At 73.6% G+C, this 21,350-nt stretch carries 19 protein-coding genes and 1 pseudogene; 10 read left to right on the forward strand and 10 right to left on the reverse strand.

Annotated elements, in window-relative coordinates; translation table 11 throughout:
• Positions 1 to 22 precede the first annotated feature (22 nt).
• On the reverse strand, positions 23 to 1,213 hold the full coding sequence (locus ACFYU0_RS18405) for a cytochrome P450 (RefSeq protein ID WP_389302289.1): 1,191 nt from the start codon (positions 1,211 to 1,213) through the stop codon (positions 23 to 25).
• Positions 1,214 to 1,412: 199 nt separating this feature from the next.
• Here ACFYU0_RS18405 and ACFYU0_RS18410 point away from each other — a divergent pair, with 199 nt between their 5' ends.
• On the forward strand, positions 1,413 to 1,808 hold the full coding sequence (locus tag ACFYU0_RS18410) for a ribonuclease domain-containing protein (RefSeq protein WP_389302292.1): 396 nt from the start codon (positions 1,413 to 1,415) through the stop codon (positions 1,806 to 1,808).
• Positions 1,809 to 1,934: 126 nt separating this feature from the next.
• On the opposite strand, the gene ACFYU0_RS18415 is transcribed toward ACFYU0_RS18410, so the two are convergent.
• The 3 genes from ACFYU0_RS18415 to ACFYU0_RS18425 form a co-directional block, all read right to left on the reverse strand.
• The gene (locus ACFYU0_RS18415) at positions 1,935 to 2,843 is read right to left on the reverse strand and encodes a DMT family transporter (RefSeq protein WP_351665512.1); all 909 of its coding nucleotides are present in this window, start codon (positions 2,841 to 2,843) and stop codon (positions 1,935 to 1,937) included.
• 133 nt (positions 2,844 to 2,976) lie between these two features.
• Positions 2,977 to 3,585 carry a dihydrofolate reductase family protein gene (locus tag ACFYU0_RS18420; protein ID WP_351665513.1) on the reverse strand — a complete coding sequence of 203 codons (609 nt, stop codon included), beginning with the start codon at positions 3,583 to 3,585 and terminating at the stop codon, positions 2,977 to 2,979.
• Positions 3,586 to 3,659: 74 nt separating this feature from the next.
• The gene (locus ACFYU0_RS18425; protein WP_389302296.1) at positions 3,660 to 4,472 is read right to left on the reverse strand and encodes an AIM24 family protein; all 813 of its coding nucleotides are present in this window, start codon (positions 4,470 to 4,472) and stop codon (positions 3,660 to 3,662) included.
• A gap of 101 nt (positions 4,473 to 4,573) precedes the next feature.
• Here ACFYU0_RS18425 and ACFYU0_RS18430 point away from each other — a divergent pair.
• A pseudogene (locus tag ACFYU0_RS18430) lies at positions 4,574 to 5,262 on the forward strand (SDR family oxidoreductase).
• Positions 5,263 to 5,591: 329 nt separating this feature from the next.
• Here ACFYU0_RS18430 and alc read toward each other — a convergent pair.
• Together alc and allB are read right to left on the reverse strand one after the other, a co-directional pair.
• Positions 5,592 to 6,707, reverse strand: coding sequence for an allantoicase (gene alc / locus ACFYU0_RS18435; RefSeq protein WP_389302299.1), 1,116 nt, complete (start codon positions 6,705 to 6,707; stop codon positions 5,592 to 5,594).
• Positions 6,708 to 6,762: 55 nt separating this feature from the next.
• A complete protein-coding gene (allB, locus tag ACFYU0_RS18440; RefSeq protein ID WP_389302302.1) occupies positions 6,763 to 8,100 on the reverse strand; it encodes an allantoinase AllB in 1,338 nt (445 codons plus the stop codon).
• 273 nt (positions 8,101 to 8,373) lie between these two features.
• On the opposite strand from allB, the gene ACFYU0_RS18445 reads away from it, so the two are divergent.
• Positions 8,374 to 9,165 (forward strand): IclR family transcriptional regulator, encoded by a 792-nt coding sequence (locus ACFYU0_RS18445; RefSeq protein ID WP_351665523.1) that lies wholly within the window; start codon positions 8,374 to 8,376, stop codon positions 9,163 to 9,165.
• A gap of 240 nt (positions 9,166 to 9,405) precedes the next feature.
• Here ACFYU0_RS18445 and ACFYU0_RS18450 read toward each other — a convergent pair whose 3' ends face one another.
• A complete protein-coding gene (locus ACFYU0_RS18450) occupies positions 9,406 to 9,693 on the reverse strand; it encodes a DUF5955 family protein (RefSeq protein ID WP_389302306.1) in 288 nt (95 codons plus the stop codon).
• Positions 9,694 to 9,849: 156 nt separating this feature from the next.
• Between ACFYU0_RS18450 and ACFYU0_RS18455 the strand changes: the two genes are divergently transcribed.
• Positions 9,850 to 10,461, forward strand: coding sequence for an NTP transferase domain-containing protein (locus ACFYU0_RS18455; RefSeq protein WP_389302309.1), 612 nt, complete (start codon positions 9,850 to 9,852; stop codon positions 10,459 to 10,461).
• Between the two features lie 184 nt (positions 10,462 to 10,645).
• A complete protein-coding gene (aceB, locus tag ACFYU0_RS18460) occupies positions 10,646 to 12,271 on the forward strand; it encodes a malate synthase A (protein WP_389302311.1) in 1,626 nt (541 codons plus the stop codon).
• A 45-nt stretch (positions 12,272 to 12,316) separates the two neighbouring features.
• Here the strand turns inward: aceB and ACFYU0_RS18465 are convergent, their stop codons facing one another.
• Positions 12,317 to 13,231: a HipA family kinase gene (locus ACFYU0_RS18465; protein WP_351665531.1), complete on the reverse strand. Its 915-nt coding sequence runs from the start codon at positions 13,229 to 13,231 to the stop codon at positions 12,317 to 12,319.
• 20 nt (positions 13,232 to 13,251) lie between these two features.
• Positions 13,252 to 14,754, reverse strand: coding sequence for an IucA/IucC family protein (locus ACFYU0_RS18470; RefSeq protein ID WP_389302315.1), 1,503 nt, complete (start codon positions 14,752 to 14,754; stop codon positions 13,252 to 13,254).
• Between the two features lie 123 nt (positions 14,755 to 14,877).
• Between ACFYU0_RS18470 and ACFYU0_RS18475 the strand changes: the two genes are divergently transcribed.
• From ACFYU0_RS18475 to ACFYU0_RS18485, 3 genes are read left to right on the forward strand one after another with little or no spacing between them, the layout of a single operon-like run.
• Positions 14,878 to 16,383 (forward strand): IucA/IucC family protein, encoded by a 1,506-nt coding sequence (locus ACFYU0_RS18475; protein WP_389302318.1) that lies wholly within the window; start codon positions 14,878 to 14,880, stop codon positions 16,381 to 16,383.
• A gap of 18 nt (positions 16,384 to 16,401) precedes the next feature.
• Complete coding sequence (locus tag ACFYU0_RS18480; RefSeq protein ID WP_351665537.1) at positions 16,402 to 17,664, forward strand: VWA domain-containing protein; 1,263 nt, start codon at positions 16,402 to 16,404, stop codon at positions 17,662 to 17,664.
• Positions 17,664 to 18,464, forward strand: coding sequence for a hypothetical protein (locus tag ACFYU0_RS18485; RefSeq protein ID WP_389302321.1), 801 nt, complete (start codon positions 17,664 to 17,666; stop codon positions 18,462 to 18,464). The genes ACFYU0_RS18480 and ACFYU0_RS18485 overlap by 1 nt, the downstream gene beginning before the upstream one ends.
• Before the next feature lie 82 nt (positions 18,465 to 18,546).
• Here the strand turns inward: ACFYU0_RS18485 and ACFYU0_RS18490 are convergent, their stop codons facing one another.
• A complete protein-coding gene (locus ACFYU0_RS18490) occupies positions 18,547 to 19,206 on the reverse strand; it encodes a helix-turn-helix domain-containing protein (RefSeq protein WP_351665541.1) in 660 nt (219 codons plus the stop codon).
• A gap of 81 nt (positions 19,207 to 19,287) precedes the next feature.
• Between ACFYU0_RS18490 and ACFYU0_RS18495 the strand changes: the two genes are divergently transcribed.
• On the forward strand, positions 19,288 to 20,499 hold the full coding sequence (locus ACFYU0_RS18495; protein WP_389302323.1) for a pyridoxal phosphate-dependent aminotransferase: 1,212 nt from the start codon (positions 19,288 to 19,290) through the stop codon (positions 20,497 to 20,499).
• Between the two features lie 164 nt (positions 20,500 to 20,663).
• Complete coding sequence (locus ACFYU0_RS18500; RefSeq protein ID WP_389302326.1) at positions 20,664 to 21,263, forward strand: histidine phosphatase family protein; 600 nt, start codon at positions 20,664 to 20,666, stop codon at positions 21,261 to 21,263.
• The last annotated feature ends 87 nt before the right edge of the window (positions 21,264 to 21,350 follow it).

Here is a 21,350-nt window from a genome sequence, read left to right on the forward strand (position 1 = left end):
CGCCCGCCCGGCCTCGCGCGGTTCACCAGCGCACGGGCAGGCTGCGCATCCCCCGCATCAACAGGCCCGGCAGCCACTCGCCCGTGGGGCCGTCGAGTGCGAGCCCGGGGGCGCGTTCCAGGAGGGCGCCGATGGCGATCCGGCCCTCCAGGCGGGCCAGGGGCGCGCCCAGGCAGTAGTGGATGCCGTGGCCGAAGGCGAGGTGGCCGCGGGCGTCTCGGCGGATGTCGAACCGGTCGGGGTCGGCGTAGCGGTCGGCGTCACGGCCGGCGGCGGTGAGGCCGATCATCACCGACTCGCCCTTCTCGATCACGCGGCCGGCGATCTCCAGGGGTTCGGCGGCGTACCGGTAGGTGCCGGTCTCCACCGGGCCCTCGTAGCGCAACATCTCCTCGACGGCGCCGTCCAGCAGGCTCATGTCGGCGCGCAGGGCGGCGAGTTGGTCCGGATGGGCGAGGAGGGCGTGGACGCCGTTGCCGATGAGGTTGACGGTGGTCTCGTGGCCGGCGATGAGCAGCAGGTAGGCCATGCCGCTCAGTTCGTCCGGGGAGAGCCGGTCGCCGTCCTCGGCGGTGGTGCGGATCAGGTCGCTGAGCAGGTCGTCGGTGGGGCCGGCGCGACGCTTGTCCTCGATCAGTTCCGGGAGGTATTCGGAGAGGGCGACGATCGCGTCGTACTCCGTGTCGGCGTCGGTCGGTGCGACGACCTCGGTGGAGATCCGGCGGAACTCGGCGCGGTCCATGTCCGGGACGCCGAGGAGTTCGCAGATGACCGTGAGGGGCAGCGGGTAGGCCAGCGCCTCGATGAGGTCGGCGCGGCCGCGCGGCAGCATCTCGTCCAGCAGCTCGTCGGTGATCCGCTGGATCCGGGGGCGCAGCCGCTCCACCCGGCGCATGGTGAACGCGCGCGTGACCAGGGAACGCAGCCGGGTGTGCTGGGGCGGGTCGGTGACCAGCAGGTACTTGCCGATCTTCTCCTCGTCCAGCAGCGGCGAGCCGATCCGCGCGGTGTCCTTGGCCAGCCGGGGATCGGCGAGGGCGGCCCGCGCCTCCTCGTACCCGACGACCAGCCAGGCCGTCCGCCCCTCGTCCGCCCCGCCGAGCCGCACCCGGTGCACGGGCCCCCGCTCGCGCAGCCTCGCGTAGTACGGATGCGGGTCCGTGCGGAACGCGTCCACGAACTCGCCCAGATCGATCACCGGTTGCCCGTCCATCGCCCTCTTCCGAAATCCCCCGGGACACACCGGGGACGTCCCCCGGCGCGGTGCTGCCAAGGTGTCAACGCACGGGGCGGGCACACCGTGCCCGTCGTCACCCCGCACGGTGAACTCGCCGGAAATTCACGTGACTTCACGGGAAACTCCGCGAGTTTGACATTGACATGCCACGCTCTACGCGCGTCATCATGAAGGCATGAGATTCCCCCCACGCGCATCTCGTATCACTGTCGCCGCCGCCGTTCTGTCCACGCTCGTCGTGGGCGGCACCGTCTCCGCCACCACGGCGGACGCGGCCGCCGCCTCCGTCGGCAGCGTCTGCTACGGCGCCCTCCCCCCACAGGCGCACGACACGCTCGACCTGATCGACGAGGGCGGGCCGTTCCCCTACTCGCAGGACGGGACCGTCTTCCAGAACCGGGAGAACGTGCTGCCGAGTCAGCAGAGCGGCTACTACCACGAGTACACCGTCATCACGCCGGGCTCCCCCACGCGCGGCGCCCGCCGGATCGTCACCGGCGACAAGACCGAGGAGGACTACTACACCTCCGACCACTACGCCACGTTCGACCTCGTCGACTTCGGCTGCTGATCCGTACGGGCGTCGTCCGTACGGCGACGCGAAGGCCCCCGGCGCACCGCGCGCCGGGGGCCTTCCGCCGTCGGGGAGCGCGGCGCGGCCGCCTCCCGGGCCCGCGCCGCGGTGCGCGGGCGTGCGTCAGTCCGCCGCCCGGCGGCCCCAGGCGGTCCCGCCGAGCACCAGTACGCCGCCGACCAGGCCGAGCGTCCCGAGCCGTTCCCCGCCGAGGGCGATGCCGGCCGCAGCGGCCCATAGCGGCTCGGTGCCCAGCAGCAGGCTGACCCGCGACGGCGAGGTGCGGCGGACCGCCCACATCTGCACGAAGAACGCGAACAGCGTGCACAGTGCCGAGAGGAAGAGCAGGCCGGCCCACTCCTGCGGGCCGAAGCCGGCCGCGGCCGTCCACGGCGCCGGGCCGCCGGCCCCGGCCGACAGGGCCGCGAAGACGGCGACCGCGGTACCGAGCTGGACGGTGGTGAGCGGAAGGGCGCCCGCGCCGCGCACGGAGCGCAGCCGGGACATGACGAGGACGTGCAGGGTGCGGACCAGCGCGGCGAGCAGCATCAGCAGGTCGCCGGCGGACGGCCGGGTGAAGCCGCCGCCCTGGGTGAGCAGCACGACGCCGAGCACCGACAGGGCCGCGGCGCCGAGGAAGGCGGCGGTGGGCCTGGTGCGGGTGACCGCGGCCTCGGCGAGCGGGGTGAGGATCATGGTGAGGCTGATGATCAGACCGGCATTGGTCGCCGAGGTGTGCACGACCCCGTACGTCTCCAGCAGGAAGACACCGCCCAGGATCAGCCCCAGCAGGGCCGCGCCGCGCCACTGAGCGCCGGTGAGGCCGCGCAGGGAACGCAGCCCGACGGCGCCGAGCACGGGCAGCACCAGTGCGAACCGCAGCACGAGCACGGCGAGCACCGTACGGGCGGTGGTGATGTCCTTCGCGGCGAGGTAGCTGGCGCCCCAGCAGACCGCGACGAGCAGCACGGGCAGGTCGGTGTGCCAGGCGCGGCGGGGCGCGAGGGCGCCGGGTACGGCGATCGACGACATCGGGGCGGCTCTCCCGGTCTTCCGAGGGGGTGCGCAGACGTCGCCGGCTCGCACGGGGCGCGATCACCGTACCGGTGGGGACGATCTTCGGGCCAGGCCCGCGCCAGGGGGTGCCCCGCGGCCGGCCCGAGGGTCAGAACGAACCGTACTCGGGGCTGCCGAGCGGGTCGTAGCTCTGGATGGAGACGCCCGCGGCGGTGACCCGGCCTCCCGTGCGCTCGAAGCGGGTGGGGACGGCGCCTTCCGCGAACAGCCGGCGGCCGGCGCCGAGGACGACCGGGAAGGTCACCAGGTGCAGGGTGTCGACCAGCCGCAGGTCCACCAGGGAGCGCACCAGGGCCCCGCTGCCGTGGATCTGGAGCTCGCCGTCGGTGCGCTCCTTGAGGGCGGCGACCTCCTTGGCGAGGTCGCCGGAGACGACGGTGGTGCCGGACCACCCGGGCGCCTGGAGGGTGGCGGAGACGACGTACTTGGGCAGGGCGTTGAGCCTGCTCGCGACCGGGTCGGCCGGGTCGGTCATCCCCGGCCAGTAGGAGGCGAAGATCTCGTACGTGCGGCGGCCGAGCAGAAAGGCTCCGGCGCGGCCGAAGGACTCGGTGACGAACCGGCCGAAGTCCTCGTCGCCGTACGGGAAGGTCCAGCCGCCCTGGCCGAAGCCGCCGCTGGTGTCCTCCTGGGGGCCGCCGGGCGCCTGATACACGCCGTCGAGGCTGACGAAGACGGTGGAGACGAGCTTGCCCATGACAGGTGCCTTCTTCCGGGTGCGGGGTCCGTTGTCATCAGGTCGGACCCCGCGCGCCCCCGGAAGTCATCGGTTCAGCCGGCGTGGGTCGAGAACAGTCCGCCGGTCGGACCCTGCTTGTCGCCGCCCTGGGCCTTCTTCAGGGCGTTGGCGAGGCTCTCGATGGTGAGGGACTGCAGGATCACCCGGCCGTTGCCCTCCAGGGTGGCCAGGGACAGGCCCTCGCCGCCGAACACGGCGTTCATGATGCCCTGCCGGTTCAGTCCGCCGACGCGCTGGACGCCGTACTGGATGCCCTCCTCGAAGGCGACGACGCAGCCGGTGTCGACCTCGATGCGGCCGCCGAAGTCCGCCGGGTTCAGGTCGATGAAGTTGCCCGCGCCGGCGATGATCACGGTGCCGTGCCCGGTGAACTTCTCCAGGACGAAGCCCTCGCCGCCGCTCATGCCGGTGCGTCCGCCCTGGAAGGCGATGCCGAACTCGACGCTGGACTCGGCGGCCACGAAGGCGTCCTTCTCGGCGAACCACGCGCGCGTGCCGTCCAGCTCCAGGGCGCGCATCTCGCCGGGCAGCACGCCCGCGAAGCCGACGGTGCCCTCGCCGCCCTGCGAGGTGAAGTACTGGAAGGCCAGTGACTCGCCGGCCATCATGCGCTGGCCGACCTGCATGGCGGTGCCCATGGCCTGGCGCAGCATGCCGCCCATGCCGCCGGAGCCGTTCTGCTGCCGGCCTCCGTTGCCCGAGGGGCCGGACAGCCGGGTCTCCATGGTCACGTTCGTCGTCTTGAACAGGAACTTCCCGGCCTCGCAGTACACGGTCTGGCCGGGGCGGAGGTTGACAACCGCCATCTGCATGGCGTTGCCGACGATCTCTTGCTGAAGGGTCACGGGAGGAGAACGCGGGAGGCGGATCGAAGAGTTCCGGGTGTGACGAGGTCGATGTCCGTACACCGCCGGTGGACGGCGCCCCCGGCGGCTGGGATGGGGGCATGACGACGACGAACGGATCTCTCGACGGCAAGGTGGCCCTGGTGACCGGCGGCAGCCGGGGAATCGGGGCGGCGGTCGCGCTGCGTCTGGCGCGCGCGGGTGCGGACGTGGCGGTGACCTATGTGAACGGCAAGGAGGCGGCGGACGGCGTGGTGCGGGCCGTGGAGGCGCTGGGGCGGCGGGCGGTGGCGCTGCGCGCGGACTCCGCCGACCCGCGGGAGGCGGCGGGCGCGGTGGGCCGGGCTGCGGAGGCGTACGGCGGTCTCGACGTGCTGGTGAACAACGTGGGCGTGGGTCTGCTGGGCCCGCTGGACTCGCTGTCCCCGCAGGACGTCGACCGGGTGCTCGCGGTGAACGTCCGCGGGGTGTTCCTGGCGTCGCAGGCGGCCGCCGCGGTGCTGGCGGACGGCGGGCGCATCGCAAGTCGGCCCTGGTGGGCCTGACCAGGGCCCTGGCCCGCGAGCTGGGCGGGCGCGGGATCACCGCCAACATCGTCCATCCGGGCCCGACGGACACGGACATGAACCCGGCGGACGGCCCGTACGCGCCGGCGCAGGCGGCGATGACCGCACTGGGCCGCTTCGGCACGGCCGACGAGGTGGCGGCGACGGTGGCCCACCTGGCGGGCCCGGACGCGGCCTACGTCACCGGCGCGGAGTTCTCGGTGGACGGCGGACACGCGGCCTGACGCAGCGGGCGGGGCCCACCGGTGCGGTCCCGCCCCGCGTACATGAGGGGCATGCCCGACGTCGCCACGCGCGCGCGGACGCGATGCGACGGGCACGCGCGCGTCGGGCGGACTCAGCCGCCGAGTGCCTGGTGGCGGACGGGTGAGGCAGCGCGTGGCGCACGGGCTCAGCCGTCAGTCCCGGGGCGGGCGACTGAGACAGCGCTGCCGGCGCACCGGTGCGAACCCGCCTGCGCGCCTCAGCGCACGAGGCGACGGACCCGGCGTCGCCGCGCGCGCGTCCGCTCAGGTGCGCGCGTGGCGACGGGAGGTGCCCGGACAGCGCGGACTCAGCCGCCCAGTTCCTGGTGGCGGGCCGTGAGGGCGGTGGCGCCCGTTTCGGTCGGGCTGCCGAAGAGGCGGAGGCGGGAGATGCCGCCGTCGGGGTAGATGTCCACGCGCGCGTGGGTGCCGACGGCCGGCTCCGGCAGGACGAAGCGGTGGTTGGTGTCGGGCTGGAGGCGGGTGCGGGGCAGGATCTCCCGCCAGTCGCCGTCCTCGCCGTCCCGGACGGACACCGAAGCCCAGCCCGCGCTGTTGCCCTTCAAATACGCCGTGTCGATCTCGACGGCGCGGATCCGGGCCTGGGCGGCCAGCCGGTAGCGGATCCAGTCGTTGCCCCGGTCGCGGCGGCGGCGCGTCTCCCAGCCGTCGTCCATCTTGCGGGAGCGGCCGGGCTGGATGGTGTTGGTGGCCGGGGAGTAGAAGAGGTCGGAGGCGTCCTCGACGCGGCCGCCGTTCTCCAGCGCGACCACGTCGAAGGTGCCGAGCGCCTCCAGCCACCGGGGGTCGGGGACGACCTCGCCGTACACGCGCAGCCGCGCGATGCCCCCGTCGGGGTGCTGCTTGACCCGCAGGTGCGTGAAGCGCTGCTCGGCGGAGACGGCGAAGCCGTTGGCCGCGTGGCCGCCGACCCGGGTGCGCGGGACGAGCGTCGTCCACTTCACGTCGTCGCCCAGCAGCCGCTCAGGGGACGGGGAGCCGGGCACCGACGTGCCCTCCACCGAGACGGCCTGCGGGTAGTTGCCGCGGAAGTGCGCGGTGTCGACCACGATCCCGCGGATCACGCCGGGCGCACCGAGCCGGACCAGCGCCCAGTCGTGGTCCTCGTCCGTCGGCCAGGGGTGCTCGGCGGAGGCTCCGCGCCGGCGCCGGGTCTCCCAGCCGTCCATGATCTTGCCCTTGTGCCCGAAGTGCTCGGGGTCGAACTCGGCCCGCTCGGGCACCAGCAGGTTCTCCCGCTGGGCGAAGAACTCGTCGTTGGCGGCGATGACACCGGCGCCGAGCCGCCGGTCGGCGAGGTCGGCGTACTGGGTGAAGGGGAAGTCCGCGGTGCGGTAGTCCGCGTAGGGGTCGCCTCCTCCGTAGGGGTTCGCGTCGCCGGTGAAGCTCGCAATCGCCGTCACAGTGATCAGATTTCCTTTCGGTCGCGGGCCGCCGCGGTCGCGGGGGCCGGGGGAATCAGGGGGTACGGGTCAGCAGCCGCCCCTTCGGTTCGCTGAACTCGCCGTCGGCGGCGATGCGTTCGCCGCGCAGCCAGGTGGACTTCACCACGCCGTGCAGGGTGCGGCCGGCGTAGGCGGTGACCCGGTTGCGGTGCTGCAGGCCGGCCGGGTCGACGGTGAAGGCCTCGTCGGGGGCGAGCACGGCGAAGTCGGCGTCGCGGCCGGCCTCGATGGCGCCCTTATGGGACAGGCCGGCCAGGGCGGCCGTCCGGGTGGACATCCAGCGGACGACGTCCTCCAGGGTGTGGCCGCGCCGGCGGGCCTCCGTCCACACGGCGGGCAGGCTGAGCTGGAGGCCGGAGATGCCGCCCCAGGCGGTGGCGAAGTCGTCCGTCTTCAGATCGGCGGTGGAGGGCGAGTGGTCGGTGACGACGCAGTCGACGACGCCGTCGGCGAGGGCCTGCCAGAGCAGGTCCTGGTTGGCGGCCTCGCGGATGGGCGGGCAGCACTTGAACTCGCTTGCCCCGTCCGGGACTTCCTCCGCGGTCAGGGTGAGGTAGTGCGGGCAGGTCTCCACGGTGAGGCGTACGCCCTCGGCGCGGGCGGCGGCGATCAGCGGGAGCGCGTCGCTGGAGGAGAGGTGCAGCACGTGCACGCGCGCGTCGAGGCGTTTCGCCTCCGCTATGAGGGTGGCGATGGCCGAGTCCTCGGCGTCGCGCGGGCGGGAGGCGAGGAAGTCGGCGTACCGGGGGCCGCCGTGCTGCGGGGCGGCGGCGAGCCGGTGCGGGTCCTCGGCGTGCACGATCAGCAGGCCGTCGAAGCCGGCGATCTCGGTCAGGGAGCGGGTGAGCTGCTCCTGGTCGAGGTGCGGGAACTCGTCGACGCCGGACGGGGACAGGAACGCCTTGAAGCCGAAGACGCCGGCGTCGTGCAGCGGGCGCAGGTCCTTCACGTTGCCGGGCAGGGCGCCGCCCCAGAAACCGACGTCGATGTGCGCCTTGTCGGCCGCGACCTCCTGCTTGATCCGCAGGTTGCCGACCGTGGTGGTCGGCGGCAGCGAGTTGAGGGGCATGTCGACGAGCGTGGTGATGCCGCCGGCCGCGGCGGCGCGCGTCGCGGTCCAGAAGCCCTCCCACTCGGTGCGGCCGGGGTCGTTGACGTGCACGTGGGTGTCGACCAGGCCGGGCAGCAGCACGTGGTCGCCGACGTCCTCCAGGCGTGCCGCGGCCGGTACTTCGGCGTCGTACGGCAGTACGGCCGTGATGGCGCCGGCGGACACGGTGACCGTGGCGGCCCGCGTCCCCTCCGGTGTGATGACGCGCGTCGAGCGCAGCACCAGTTCAGCGTCGGACACCCGGACCCCTCTCTCTGCCGCCGTTCACGTCCAGGAAACAGGATTTACACCCATGTAACGGACTTCAACGTTCTGTTGAAGGAGTCTTCACTCCCGCTCCCCCGCCGTCAAGGGGCACACTTCTGAACAGCGTCACGGGGGCGACGACTCTAGACGTTTCCACAAAGCGGAATTAGAATTCCGATGAGCAGAACGTAGCTACGTACAAGCAGGGAGTCAACCGGCCGCCGGGTAGGCTTCTGCCCTCCCCGCCAGTCCCGAAAGGAACGTGCCGTGCCGACGTCCAGCGCCAGCACCACCGACTCCGCCAAGTCCTCCGCCGGCGGGGTCCAGTCCCTGGAGCGCGCCTTCGATCTGCTGGAGCGGATGGCGGACGCGGGCGGCGAGGTCGGCCTGAGCGAGCTGTCCGCGACCAGCGGGCTGCCCCTGCCCACCATCCACCGGCTGATGCGCACCCTGGTGGCCTGCGGTTACGTACGCCAGCAGCCGAACCGCCGGTACGCGCTCGGTCCGCGGCTGATCCGGCTCGGCGAGTCCGCCTCCCGGCTGCTCGGCACCTGGGCGCGGCCCTACCTCGCCCGGCTGGTGGAGGAGACCGGCGAGACGGCGAACATGGCCCTGCTGGACGGCGACGAGATCGTCTACGTCGCACAGGTGCCGTCGAAGCACTCGATGCGGATGTTCACCGAGGTGGGGCGGCGCGTGCTGCCGCACTCCACCGGGGTCGGCAAGGCCCTGCTGGCAGGCGTCCCGGACGACGAGGTGCGCGCCCTGCTCTCCCGCACGGGCATGCCGGCCGCGACCGAGAAGACCATCACCACGCCCGACGGCTTCCTGGCGGCGCTGGCGGACGTGCGCCGGCAGGGGTTCGCGGTGGACGACAACGAGCAGGAGATCGGCGTCCGCTGCCTCGCGGTGCCGGTGCCCGACTCCCCGACGGCGGCCGCGATCTCCATCTCCGGACCGGCCGGCCGGGTCACCGAGGCGGCGACCGAGAAGATCGTGCCGGTGCTGCAGGGCATCGCCGTCGAGTTGTCCGAGGCCCTGGCCAGCTCGGGCGCCTGAGCCGCCCGCCGGTCGGTGCAGAGGGCCGCCGCCGTCAGGCGGTGGCCCATGTCCGGGGCGTCGAGCGCGATCAGCCACGCGCGACCGCCCCGCCGCCCCGCCAGGCGGGCGAGTCGCAGGCGAGCCGCGGCCGACGGGTGCGTGGACGTCGTCGTCGGTTCGCGCGCGAGCGGGGCCCGGCACCGACGGACCCGCCCGCCCGGTCCCCTCACGCCCCGGGCGCGGCGACGGCCACACGGCTCACCTCCCCGGCGGCTCCCCGAACAGGTCCACCGCGTCCCGGACCTCCGTCAGACCGCGGGCCAGCGCGCTGACCGAGCCGATCGCGCCCGCGATCAGCAGCAGGGAGCGGCGCAGGCGGGGGGTCTCGGGGACGCCGCCGGCGGCCATCGCCGCGAGTGCGGCCAGCTCGTCCTCGGCTATCCCCCGGTCGGGGAAGTCCGCCGGAAGCGCGGCGAGTTCACGGCGCAGCCGGGACACCGCGGTCCGCAGCCCCGCCAGTCTCACGTCCTCGTCGCCGCCGGTCACCGGCCTCTGCTCCAAGCTCCGCGACACAGCCCTCCCCCTCACACGCCGTCGTGCGCGGGTCAGTAAACGCGACCCCGTACGGGAGCGCCACCACGCGGACCGAAATTCAGCCCAAGGGGCACGGCCGGCGCGGCCCGCGTCGGGTATGCAGGACGCATGACGGACAACCGGGACGGACACGGGGAGAGCGTCGCCGGGCTGGTGCTGGCCGCCGGCGGCGGCAGACGGCTCGGCGGGCGGCCCAAGGCGCTGCTGGAACACCGGGGGCGGCCGCTGGTCGAACACGCGGTCGGAGTGCTGCGCGCGGCCGGCTGCGGACGGATCCATGTCGTCCTCGGCGCGGCGGCGGACGAGGTCCGGGCCCGGGCGGACCTGGGCGGTTGCGTCACGGTCGCCAACCCCGACTGGGCCGAGGGCATGGGGTCGTCGCTGCGCGCCGGGCTCGCCTCACTGGCCGGGACGGGGGTGGCGGCGGCCCTGGTGAGCCTGGTCGACCAGCCGGGCATCGGACCGGCCGCGGCGGCCCGGGTGCTCGACGCGTACGAGGACCGGAACTCGCTGGTCTCGGCCGCCTACGGCGGTGTGCGCGGCCATCCGGTGCTGTTCGGCGCGGCGCACTGGGCGGGGATCGAGGCGTCCGCCACCGGGGACCGCGGGGCCCGCGCCTACCTGCGGGAGCACCAGGCCGCGCTCAGGCTGGTGGAGTGCGCGGACGTGGCCGAACCGTACGACATCGACACCGAGGCGGACCTGAGCCACCTTGAGTGAACGGGGTGGCACCGAGCGCCACCTTGCCTCGACCCGGAGATTCTCGACATCAACAAACCATTGAAGTTCCACGATGAGGAAACTACTATCCACTGTTCAGAAGCGCCTGGCCGCACAGCGGGCGCCGATCGTCCATTTCGTGCCACTTGGCACCCGGTGCCATCGCTGAAGGAAGTGACAGCTCATGTCCGCACCAGCGCCGTCTCCGCTGGCCATCGTCGACGCCGAGTCCCTGCCCCGGCAGGAGGAGGTCCTCACCGACGCGGCGCTCGCCTTCGTGGCGGAGCTGCACCGGCGGTTCACCCCGCGCCGTGACGAACTCCTCGCCCGCCGCGCGCAGCGCCGCGCCGAGATCGCCCGCACCTCCACCCTGGACTTCCTGCCGGAGACGGCCGCCGTCCGCGCGGACGACTCGTGGCGGGTCGCCCCCGCCCCGGCCGCGCTGAACGACCGGCGCGTGGAGATCACCGGCCCCACCGACCGGAAGATGACCATCAACGCCCTCAACTCGGGCGCGAGGGTCTGGCTCGCCGACTTCGAGGACGCCTCCGCGCCCACCTGGGAGAACGTGGTCCTCGGCCAGGTCAACCTGGTCGACGCCTACACCCGGAACATCGACTTCACCGACCCGGCGTCCGGCAAGTCCTACGCCCTGCGCCCCGCCGAGGAACTGGCCACGGTCGTCATGCGCCCGCGCGGCTGGCACCTGAACGAGCGCCACCTGGTCGACGCCGACGGCACTCCGGTGCCCGGCGCGCTGGTCGACTTCGGCCTGTACTTCTTCCACAACGCCCAGCGGCTGCTGGACCTCGGCAAGGGCCCGTACTTCTACCTGCCGAAGACCGAGTCGCACCTCGAGGCACGCCTGTGGAACGACGTGTTCGTCTTCGCGCAGGACTACGTGGGCGTCCCGCAGGGCAGCGTCCGCGCCACCGTCCTGATCGAGACGATCACGGCGGCGTACGAGATGGAGGAGATCCTCTACGAGCTGCGCGACCACGCCTCGGGGCTGAACGCGGGCCGCTGGGACTACCTGTTCTCCATCGTGAAGAACTTCCGTGACGGCGGGCCGAAGTTCGTCCTGCCGGACCGCAACGCGGTCACGATGACCGCGCCGTTCATGCGCGCGTACACCGAACTCCTGGTCCGCACCTGCCACAAGCGGGGCGCGCACGCGATCGGCGGCATGGCGGCGTTCATCCCGTCCCGGCGCGACGAGGAGGTCAACAAGGTCGCCTTCGAGAAGGTCAAGGCGGACAAGGACCGCGAGGCGAACGACGGCTTCGACGGCTCCTGGGTCGCCCACCCCGATCTGGTCCCGATCGCCATGGAGTCCTTCGACAGGGTGCTCGGCGACCGGCCGAACCAGAAGGACCGGCTCCGGGAGGACGTCCACGTCGAGGCGGCCGACCTGATCGCCGTGGACTCGCTGGACGCGAAGCCCACGTACCCCGGTCTCGTCAACGCCGTCCAGGTCGGCATCCGTTACATCGAGGCCTGGCTGCGCGGACTCGGCGCGGTCGCCATCTTCAACCTGATGGAGGACGCGGCCACCGCGGAGATCTCCCGCTCCCAGATCTGGCAGTGGATCAACGCGGGCGTCGAGTTCGAGAACGGCGAGAAGGCCACGGCGGAACTGGCCCGCAAGGTCGCGGCGGAGGAACTGGCCGCCGTCCGCGCGGAGATCGGCGAGGAGGCCTTCGCAGCCGGCCACTGGCAGCAGGCGCACGACCTGCTGCTCCAGGTGTCCCTCGACGAGGACTACGCCGACTTCCTCACCCTGCCGGCGTACGAGCGGCTGAAGGGCTGAGGGACGCCGGCCGGACGGCTCCGGAGCCTTTCCCGGGGCCGCCCGTCAGCCGAAGTGCGCCGCCCCGTCCTGCTCCACCCCCGGCCTGCCGTGCAGGTCGGGGACGTGCTTGAGCCAGTCCGGGCGGCCCGCCTGCGTCCTGGCCGCCCGGGCGGTCTCCTCGGCGGCCAGTTCCGCCCGGCTGGGGAAGCCGGTCGGCAGCCACTCGGCCGACAGCCGCACCCGCTGCAGGAGGTAGTCGACGTAGGCCGCCCGGACGTCGTCGGGGGCCGCGAACCCCGCGTCCTCGGCCAGCCAGGCGTCCGGCACCTCGGCGACGATGCCGCGCAGCAGCTCCTCGGTCACCCGGGGCGCCAGCTCCGCGTCGGCGGCCCGGACGTCGGGACCGTAGTGGCCGAGGGCGTGATGGCGGAAGTCGTACCGCTTGCCCGGCGTGGTGGTGTCCCAGCGGTGGTGGAAGACGAGGGCGGCGCCGTGGTCGATGAGCCACAGGCGCGGCGGCACGGTGCCGAGGGTGGGCCACACCATCAGGTTGGAGCTGTGCACCGTCCGGTCCACGTTGACGGTCAGCGCGTCCAGCCAGACGATCCGGCCCGCCTCCAGCGGGTCCACGGCGAAGCTCCCGGCGATCTCCGGGGTGAAGTCGGCGGCGCCGGGCAGGTAGTCCATCCCGAGGTTGAGGCCCGCGCTGGCGCCGTGCAGCTCCCGGACCTCCTGGTGGGGCTCGTCGGCGGCGATCGCCGGGTCGAAGTGGACGAGGACCAGCTCCGGGAAGCGCAGCCCCAGCGCCCGCGCGAGTTCCCCGACGATCACCTCGGCGACCAGCGCCTTGTGCCCCTGGGCCGACCCGGTGAACTTCACGACGTAGGTACCGAGATCGTCGGCCTCCACGACGCCGGGGACGGAGCCGCCGGACCGGAGCGGGTTCACGTATCGAACAGCAGTCACATCGCGCAGCACACCGGCCAGGGTAGATCAGGTCAGCGGCCGGCCAGCGGGTTCGGCAGGGGCTGGTAGCGGGCGGCGGCGCCGTCCGCGCCGGTCCAGCGCAGCAGCAGGTTGGTCTTGCCCGGGAGGGTGGGCGAGGAGAGCAGCGCGGTGATCTCGGGCAGGTCGTGGCGGCCGAGTTCGCGGCGGGCGGCCGGCCAGGGGTCGAGTCCGGGGTGGTGCTCGGCCAGGGCCGCGGCGATCTCGGTGAGGTGGTTGACGACCAGGCAGTAGACCAGCCGCTCCCAGCCGGCCGCCCGGGAGACCTCCGGGAGCAGCTTGACGCCCTCGGCGTCCCGGAACAGGGCCTGTACGGGCAGGCCCGCCGGGTCCACGGCGACCAGGGTGTTCTGCAGATGCGCCTCCAGGACGACGCCGTGGTCGGCGAAGGCCGTCAGGGCGGACGGCACGACCTGCCGCAGATACGCCTCCCACCAGGCCTCCGGGTCGGTGGCGGCGGCCAGGGGGCTGCCCTCGAAGCCCTCCGCCAGGGCGGCGGCGAGCAGCGGGGTGGCGCCGGGCAGGAGGCTCTCGCGCAGCCCGCCCCGCACCAGTACGGCGAGTTCCTCGAAGGCGAAGGCGGCGGTGCGGTAGCCGACGTCGGGCAGCCATGCGGCGGGCGGCCCCATCGCGGCGAACGCGCGTGCGACGGCCGTGTCGGTGCGGCGCAGCCTCAGCAGGTCGTGGCGCCACAGCCGGCGGATGTCGTTGGTGATGCGCACGTCCAGGCTGAACTTCAGGAACAGGTCGCGCCGGGGCTCGTACACCGTGCGGACCGCCGCCGTGGGCCACGCGTCGAAGGCGGTGGCGCCGAGCCTGATCAGCCGGCCGTCGGCGAGGGCGGGCGCCAGGTCGCGGGCGGCCAGGTCGAGCTGCCAGGGGTGGGCCGGCAGCAGCCGGTACCCGGGCGGGGCGGTGCCCAGGGCGTCCAGCGCGCTGGTGTCGCCCTCCTCGGCCACCTGGTCCGCGCGCACCCCGAGCAGCGCGAGCGGGAAGCGGGCGTGCGCCTCGGGCGCGTACGGCAGCCAGGCCGCGGCCGGACCGCCACCGCGGGCCTTGGGGGCGGGATGGCAGGGGTGGCCGGTGATCAGGGACTGCTCGGAGCGCAGGTACGGGTCCGCGGGCGCCGCCGCCCGGGCGCGGGCGGTGAGCAGGGCGGCGACGGCCTCCCTGCTGTCGATCATCTCGGCGGGCAGGTCGTCGCCCGGCTGCCCGGTGTACCGGCGCAGCTCCTCGGCGACCAGTTTGACCAGTTCGGTGTGGCCGAGGCGCTGCCAGGCCCCGGCCGTGCGCACCTCCGGATCGGCGGGCCGGCGACCGGCCCGCACCCGCAGCAGCCGGCCGGTGCCGGGCAGCCGGTGGACCCGGTGCTCCCCGTCGGCCGGCAGCGCCTCGGCGACCTCGCGCAGCAGGCAGTTCAGCAGGGGCGCGGACGCGTACGCGTCGGCGCGCCGTCCTGCGTCGTCACTGGGAGGCTTGAGGTCCACGCGATCCATTCGTCCGTCGTCGGGGGCCGGTCCCCGCGTCCCGCCCGCGCGGGTCCGGGGGCCGGCTGCGATCAGTATCTCCGCCGTACCTGACAATCGTGCCCCGAGCTGCCCTTTCCCGAGGAGCCGAACGTGTACGACTCAGCCACCGCCGAGGCCGGCCTCGCCGAGGAGCTGGCCGCCGTCCGGCCCGGTCTGCTGCCCCGGTACCGGGCCGCGCTGCCCGGTGCCCGTGCCGCGGTGCTGACCCGGCTGTGGCGGGCTCTGGCGTACGAGCCGCTGCCGTGGATCTCCCGCCGCGACGGCGGGGCGGTGGGCCTGGCGCTGCGGCTGGCCGACGGCCGGAGCCTGCAGGGGCCGCCCGCGGACCCGTACGCGACCGGCGGGTACGTCACGTCCGTGCGCCTCGGCCGGGAGCGCTACGACGACCCGGCGCGGCTGATGACCGATCTCGCGGTGCCGCACGCCGCCGGCTTCGCGGCCGAACTCGCCCACAGCACGGCCTCGCTGGCCCTCTCGCGGGCCGGTGCGGATCTGACGGCCCACTGGCCGGAACGGGACTGGGAGTGGGAGCAGCGGGTGACCGACGGGCATCCGTACCACCCCAACTGCCGTTCCCGGCCCGGGTTCTCGGTGGCCGACCAGCTCGCCTACGCGCCGGAGCACCGCCCGGTGGTGGAGCTGGGGACGGTGCCGGTGCCGGCGGAGCAGTGCCTGCTGTCGGGCGAGTGGCCGGAGGAACTGCGCGACGGACGCCGGCTGTTGCTGCCGGTGCATCCCTGGCAGGCGGACCATGTGCTCAAGCGGCCGTACGACCCCTGGCGGGCCGCGCATCCGCTGCTGTCCCTGCGCACGCTGGCCCTGCCGGGCGGCCCGCACGTCAAGACCGCGCTGAGCGCCCGGCTGACCTCGTCGGTGCGGGACATCTCCGGGTACTCGGTCGGGGCGGCGGCGGCGCTGTCGGTGTTCGCGACGGACCTGGCCGGCCGCGCCGGCGGCCTGCTGCACATCACCCGCACGCTCGGCGCGGTCACCGCGCACTCCCCGGACCTGGCCGCGCTGCTGCGGGAGTCGCCCGCCGGGTACGCGGGCCCCGGCGAGCGGGTGCTGCCGGTGGCGGCGCTGCCCGGCACCGGCCTGCCGGACTCCCCCGGCTGGCTGGCGGACTTCGCCCGGCTGGCGCTCACGGTCGGGCTGCGGCTGCTGGACCTCGGTGTGGCCCTGGAGGCGCACGGCCAGAACCTGCTGGTGATCCTGTCGGCGGACGACGCCCCGGTGCGGCTGGTGTACCGGGACCTCGCCGACATCCGGATCAGCCCCGCCCGGCTGGCCCGGCACGGCATCGCCCCGCCGCCGCTGACCGGGCGTCTGGTCACCGACGACGAAACGGCCCTGCGTCGCAAGCTGTTCGGCTCCCTGGTGGCCGGCGCGCTCGCCGGCACGGCGGGCTCGGGCCGCGCGCTCGGTGCTGCGCTGGCGGCGGCCGTGCCCGCGCTGCCGGACACGCCCGACCTGGCAGCGCTGCGCGAACGCCCGTTGCCCGCCAAGGCGCTGACGCTGATGCGGCTGTCCCCGGAGACCCCCGGCGACCAGTGGACGGCGCTGCCGAACCCGCTCGTTTTGGAGCCCGGCACCTGAGATCAATAAGATCCGCCGATGATCAGAAGACAACGGCTGGCGGCGGGAGTCTGCGCTCTCCTCGCCGCCCTGACGGCCGGGCTCGCGTTCCCCGCCGGGGCCGCCGCCGACGAGACGGAACAGGCCGCCCCGAAGGTCGAACTGGTGCTGGACGTCAGCGGTTCCATGCGGACGCGGGACATCGACGGCGGCACCCGGATGGCCGCGGCGAAGCAGGCCTTCAACGAGGTGCTCGACGCGACGCCGGAGGAGGTCGAGCTCGGCATTCGCACGCTCGGCGCCAACTACCCCGGCAACGACCGCAAGACGGGCTGCAAGGACACCGCGCAGCTCTACCCGGTCGGACCGCTGGACCGGACCGACGCGAAGACCGCGGTGGCCACGCTTGCGCCGACCGGCTGGACGCCGATCGGCCCCGCCCTGCTGAAGGCCGCCGGCGACCTCGACGGCGGTGACGGCACCCGCCGTATCGTCCTGATCAGCGACGGCGAGGACACCTGCCAGCCGCTGGACCCGTGCGAGGTGGCCCGCGAGATAGCCGCCAAGGGCATCGGTCTGACCATCGACACCCTCGGCCTGGTCCCGGACGCCAAGACCCGCGACCAGCTCAGCTGCATCGCGGACGCGACCGGCGGCACCTACACCTCCGTGCGGCACAAGGAGGAACTGAGCGACCGGGTCGGCCAGTTGGTGGACCGGGCGGCCGATCCGGTGGTGACGCCGGTGGCCGCCGAGGGCGCCGCCGAGTGCGCGAAGGCGCCAGCCCTGAAGTCCGGTCTGTACACGGACCGCGAGGAGTTCGGGCAGCAGCGCTGGTACAAGGTCGACGTGAACCCGGGCCAGGAGCTGCGCGCCTCGGTCAGCGTGGCCGACGACCGTGCGGTCGACCCCGACTACGGCGTCCTGCTGCGGGCCGTGACGCTGCACGGCCGGGAGATCGTGCGCGGCGAGGCGGCGGGCAACGGCCGCACCGACGCGATCTCCACCGGCCTGCGGTACCCGAGGCCGGAGAGCGACGACGACGAGGCGGCCGCGGAGACCGTGTGTCTCCAGGTCACCAACTCCTTCTCGGCCGCCCCGGGGGTCAAGACGTCCCCGGGTCTGCCGCTGGAACTGACCGTGGACGTGGTGGACGGGCCGTCGCACGCGGCCGACGTGGCCGCCTTCGGCCTCGGCCGCGGCTGGTGGCTGCTCGGCGCCCTGGTGCTGGCCGGGTTCGTCGCCGGTCTGCTGTGGGGCTGGCTGTCGCGCTGGCGGGTCGCGGTCTGGAGGACCAACTGATGCGTATCACACGTGTACTGGGCGCCGCGCTGCTGGCGCTCGGGCTGGCCGCCGGTCCGGCGGCCGCCGACTCCACGCCGTCGCCGAGCGCCTCGGACGACGGCAAGGCGCCCACCCGTGCGGGCACCTCATTCCGTACGGCGACGGAGATCGAACAGGGGCAGCGGGCCACCGCCTCCGGCTCCACCGGTGACTACCTGTACTGGTCGTTCCCGGCGGACGCCGAGCAGCGGCCGACCGTCGCTGCGACGGTGAAGCTGCCCGGGACGCACGGCACGCAGACCTGGCAGCTCGACGTGTACGACGGTCTGCGCCGCCGCCAGTCCTGCCAGTACGGCGCTGCCACCCGGACCGCCGACCAGGGGACGTCCTCGGTCGAGCTGGCCTGTGTGCTGCGCACGGTGCGCGCCTGGTCGGAGCCGTGGGCCAACGACCCGCTGCCGGGCACGTACTACGTGCGGCTGACCGTGGTGGACCTGGCGTCGTCCGACCTCGGGCAGCCGGTGAGCACCGAGATCCGCGTGGACTCCAAGGACATCGGCGGAGCGGCTGCCGTCGACGGCTCGCTGGCGAAGCCGCTTGTCCCCGGGATCGCCGTCGAGTCCGAGGCGAAGCAGGACGGTTCGAAGTCGGCGGTGCTGTCGAGCATCGAGCCGGACGACGGCTGGTCCTCCGGCTGGTGGTCCGACCGCTGGGTGTGGACCGCGATCGGCGGCGTGCTGGCCGCCCTCGCGGGCATCGGCGGTTACGCGCTGACGCGCGGTTCGGGACGGCCGTCCCGGGTGCCGCCGTCCGTCTGACCCGCCTACGCGTCTGACCCGCCAGACGCGTCCGGCCCACAGGTGAAGGCCCGCCGCTCAGGCGGGCCTTTCGTGTTCCCGCTCACGCGTCGACCGGGCGGTCCTCCCGGTCCTGCCGGCCCTCCCTCAGCGCCTTGGCGAGCGTGCCGTCGCCGGTCACGGTGATCCGCCCGGCCCGGACGGCGTCCGCCGGCGCGAGGTCCCCGCGGCTGACGGCCGCGCACGTCGCGGAGTCCAGGACGAGCCGCGCGTCCACCGCGCCGGGCGCGGGCCCGTCCCCGTACGCCGGTCCGTCACCGGCGCCCACGTTGAGGTGGAACTCGCCCTCGTCGAGACGGACTTCGACGACGCCCTCGCCGTCGAGGGCCCGCAGCAGGGGCAGCGCGAACCAGTGCGCGCGTACCGCGTCCGTCGGGCGCCGCTCCCCCAGTTCGCCCTCGCCCCACTTCCCCAGGGCCTGCAGCACGGGCAGCAACTCCCGCCCGCGATTGCTGAGTTCGTAGACGAAGGCGGCGCCCGGCGGGGGCAGCCGCCGCCGGGTGGCGAGTCCGTCGCGCTCCATGTCCTTCAGCCGGGAGGCGAGTACGTCCGTGCTCACGCCGGGGAGGTCCGCGTGCAGGTCCGTGTAGCGGCGCGGGCCGGCCAGCAGTTCCCGGACGATCAGCAGGGTCCAGCGGTCGCCCACGAGGTCGAGGGCGCGGGCTGCGGAGCAGTACTGGTCGTAGCTTCGGCGAGGTGACATGCGGCGCAGTCTAGACGGGTTGTTGGACTTTCCAAGCTCCAGCTTGGTAAAACCAAGCAACACGAGTTCCCGGAGGGGCGCATGGAGTTCCGGCAGTCGAACAAGCTCAGCGAGGTCTGTTACGAGATCCGCGGCCCGGTGATCGAGCACGCGGACGCGCTGGAGGAGGCGGGCCACAGCGTGCTGCGCCTGAACACGGGGAACCCGGCGCTGTTCGGCTTCGAGGCGCCCGAGGAGATCCTCCAGGACATGATCCGGATGCTGCCCCGCGCGCACGGCTACACGGACTCGCGCGGCGTCCTGTCCGCCCGCCGCGCGGTGGCCCAGCGCTACCAGACCCTGGGTCTCGCGGTGGACGTCGACGACGTGTTCCTCGGCAACGGCGTCTCGGAGCTGGTCTCCATGGCCGTGCAGGCGCTGATCGAGGACGGCGACGAGATCCTCATCCCCGCCCCGGACTTCCCGCTCTGGACGGCGGTGACGACGCTGGCGGGCGGCAAGGCGGTGCACTACCTCTGCGACGAGCGGGCCGACTGGAACCCGGACCTGGCGGACCTCGAGTCGAAGATCACCGACCGCACCAAGGCCGTGGTGATCATCAACCCGAACAACCCCACCGGCGCGGTCTACCCGAAGGAGGTGGTGGAGGGCATCCTCGACCTGGCCCGCCGCCACGGCCTGATGGTCCTCGCCGACGAGATCTACGACCAGATCCTGTACGACGACGCCGTCCACCACTCCGCCGCGGCCCTCGCCCCCGACCTGGTGGTCCTCACCTTCTGCGGCCTGTCCAAGACGTACCGGGTGGCGGGGTTCCGCTCGGGCTGGCTGGTCGTCACCGGGCCCAAGCAGCACGCGAGGGACTACCTGGAGGGCCTGACCATGCTGGCCTCCATGCGGCTGTGCGCCAACGCGCCCGCGCAGTTCGCCATCCAGGCCGCGCTCGGCGGCCGCCAGTCCATCCGTGAACTCACCGCCCCCGGCGGGCGCTTGCACGAGCAGCGGAACGTGGCCTGGGAGAAGCTCAACGAGATCCCCGGGGTGTCCTGTGTGAAGCCCAAGGGCGCGCTGTACGCCTTCCCTCGCCTTGACCCCAAGGTGCACCGGATCCAGGACGACGAGAAGTTCGTCCTCGACCTCCTGCTGCGCGAGAAGATCCAGGTGGTCCAGGGCACCGGCTTCAACTGGCCGTCGCCCGACCACTTCCGCATCCTCACCCTCCCGCACGCGGACGACCTGGAGGCGGCGATCGGCCGGATCGGGCGCTTCCTCGGCGGATACCGGCAGGACTAGCCCGGACCGTCGGCGCCGGCGGGGCCGCGGGGCGCCACGGCCGCCGCTCCGGCGCGCCCCGTGAGGGATGAGCGGCCGTCCGGCCCAGCCCGCCCTGCGGGCGGCCGGAGCGGTGTGACACCGTTCTCGGGCATGCGCTGAAGTTCAGCGGGAAGGGCGTTGACGTGGGTGACCTTTTTCTTGTCCGGCACGGTGAGACCGAGTGGTCCCGGTCCGGACGGCACACCGGTCGGACCGACGTACCGCTGACCGAGCACGGCCGGGACGAGGCGCGCCGGCTGATGCCGCTGATCCGTTCGCACCGCATCGGCGCCGCGTTCGTCAGCCCCCTGCAGCGCGCCCGGGAGACCGCCGCGCTCATCGGCGTCCACGACGCCCGGATCGACGCGGATCTGCTCGAATGGGACTACGGCGGCTACGAGGGCGTGACCACCGTGGAGATCCAGCGGAAGCGGCCCGGCTGGTTCCTGTTCACCGACGGGGTGGCGCCGGGCCCGCCGGAGCATCCCGGGGAGACCCCGGAGCAGGTCGGGGAGCGGGCGGACCGGATGCTCGGCAAGGTGGACGCCGCCCTGGCCAACACCGAGGGCGTGGTGCTGCTGGTGGCCCACGGCCACTTCCTGCGGGTCCTCACCGCGCGCCGGCTCGGGCTGCCGCCGCAGCAGGGTGCGCTGTTCCAGCTCGCCACGGGCGCGCTGGGCCGGCTCGGCACCGAGCACGGGCGGCCCGTCGTCGCGGGGTGGAACGTCCGGGCGTCCGGCTGACCGTCCCCGCGGGCCCGGGGGCCGGCCCCGTTGTCGTACCCGGGTCGTACGCTCGGAACGAGCCGCCGCTCCGGCGGCTCCCGGGCG

It is taken from the genome of Streptomyces sp. NPDC003720 (assembly GCF_042875075.1).
Lineage (GTDB): Bacteria > Actinomycetota > Actinomycetes > Streptomycetales > Streptomycetaceae > Streptomyces.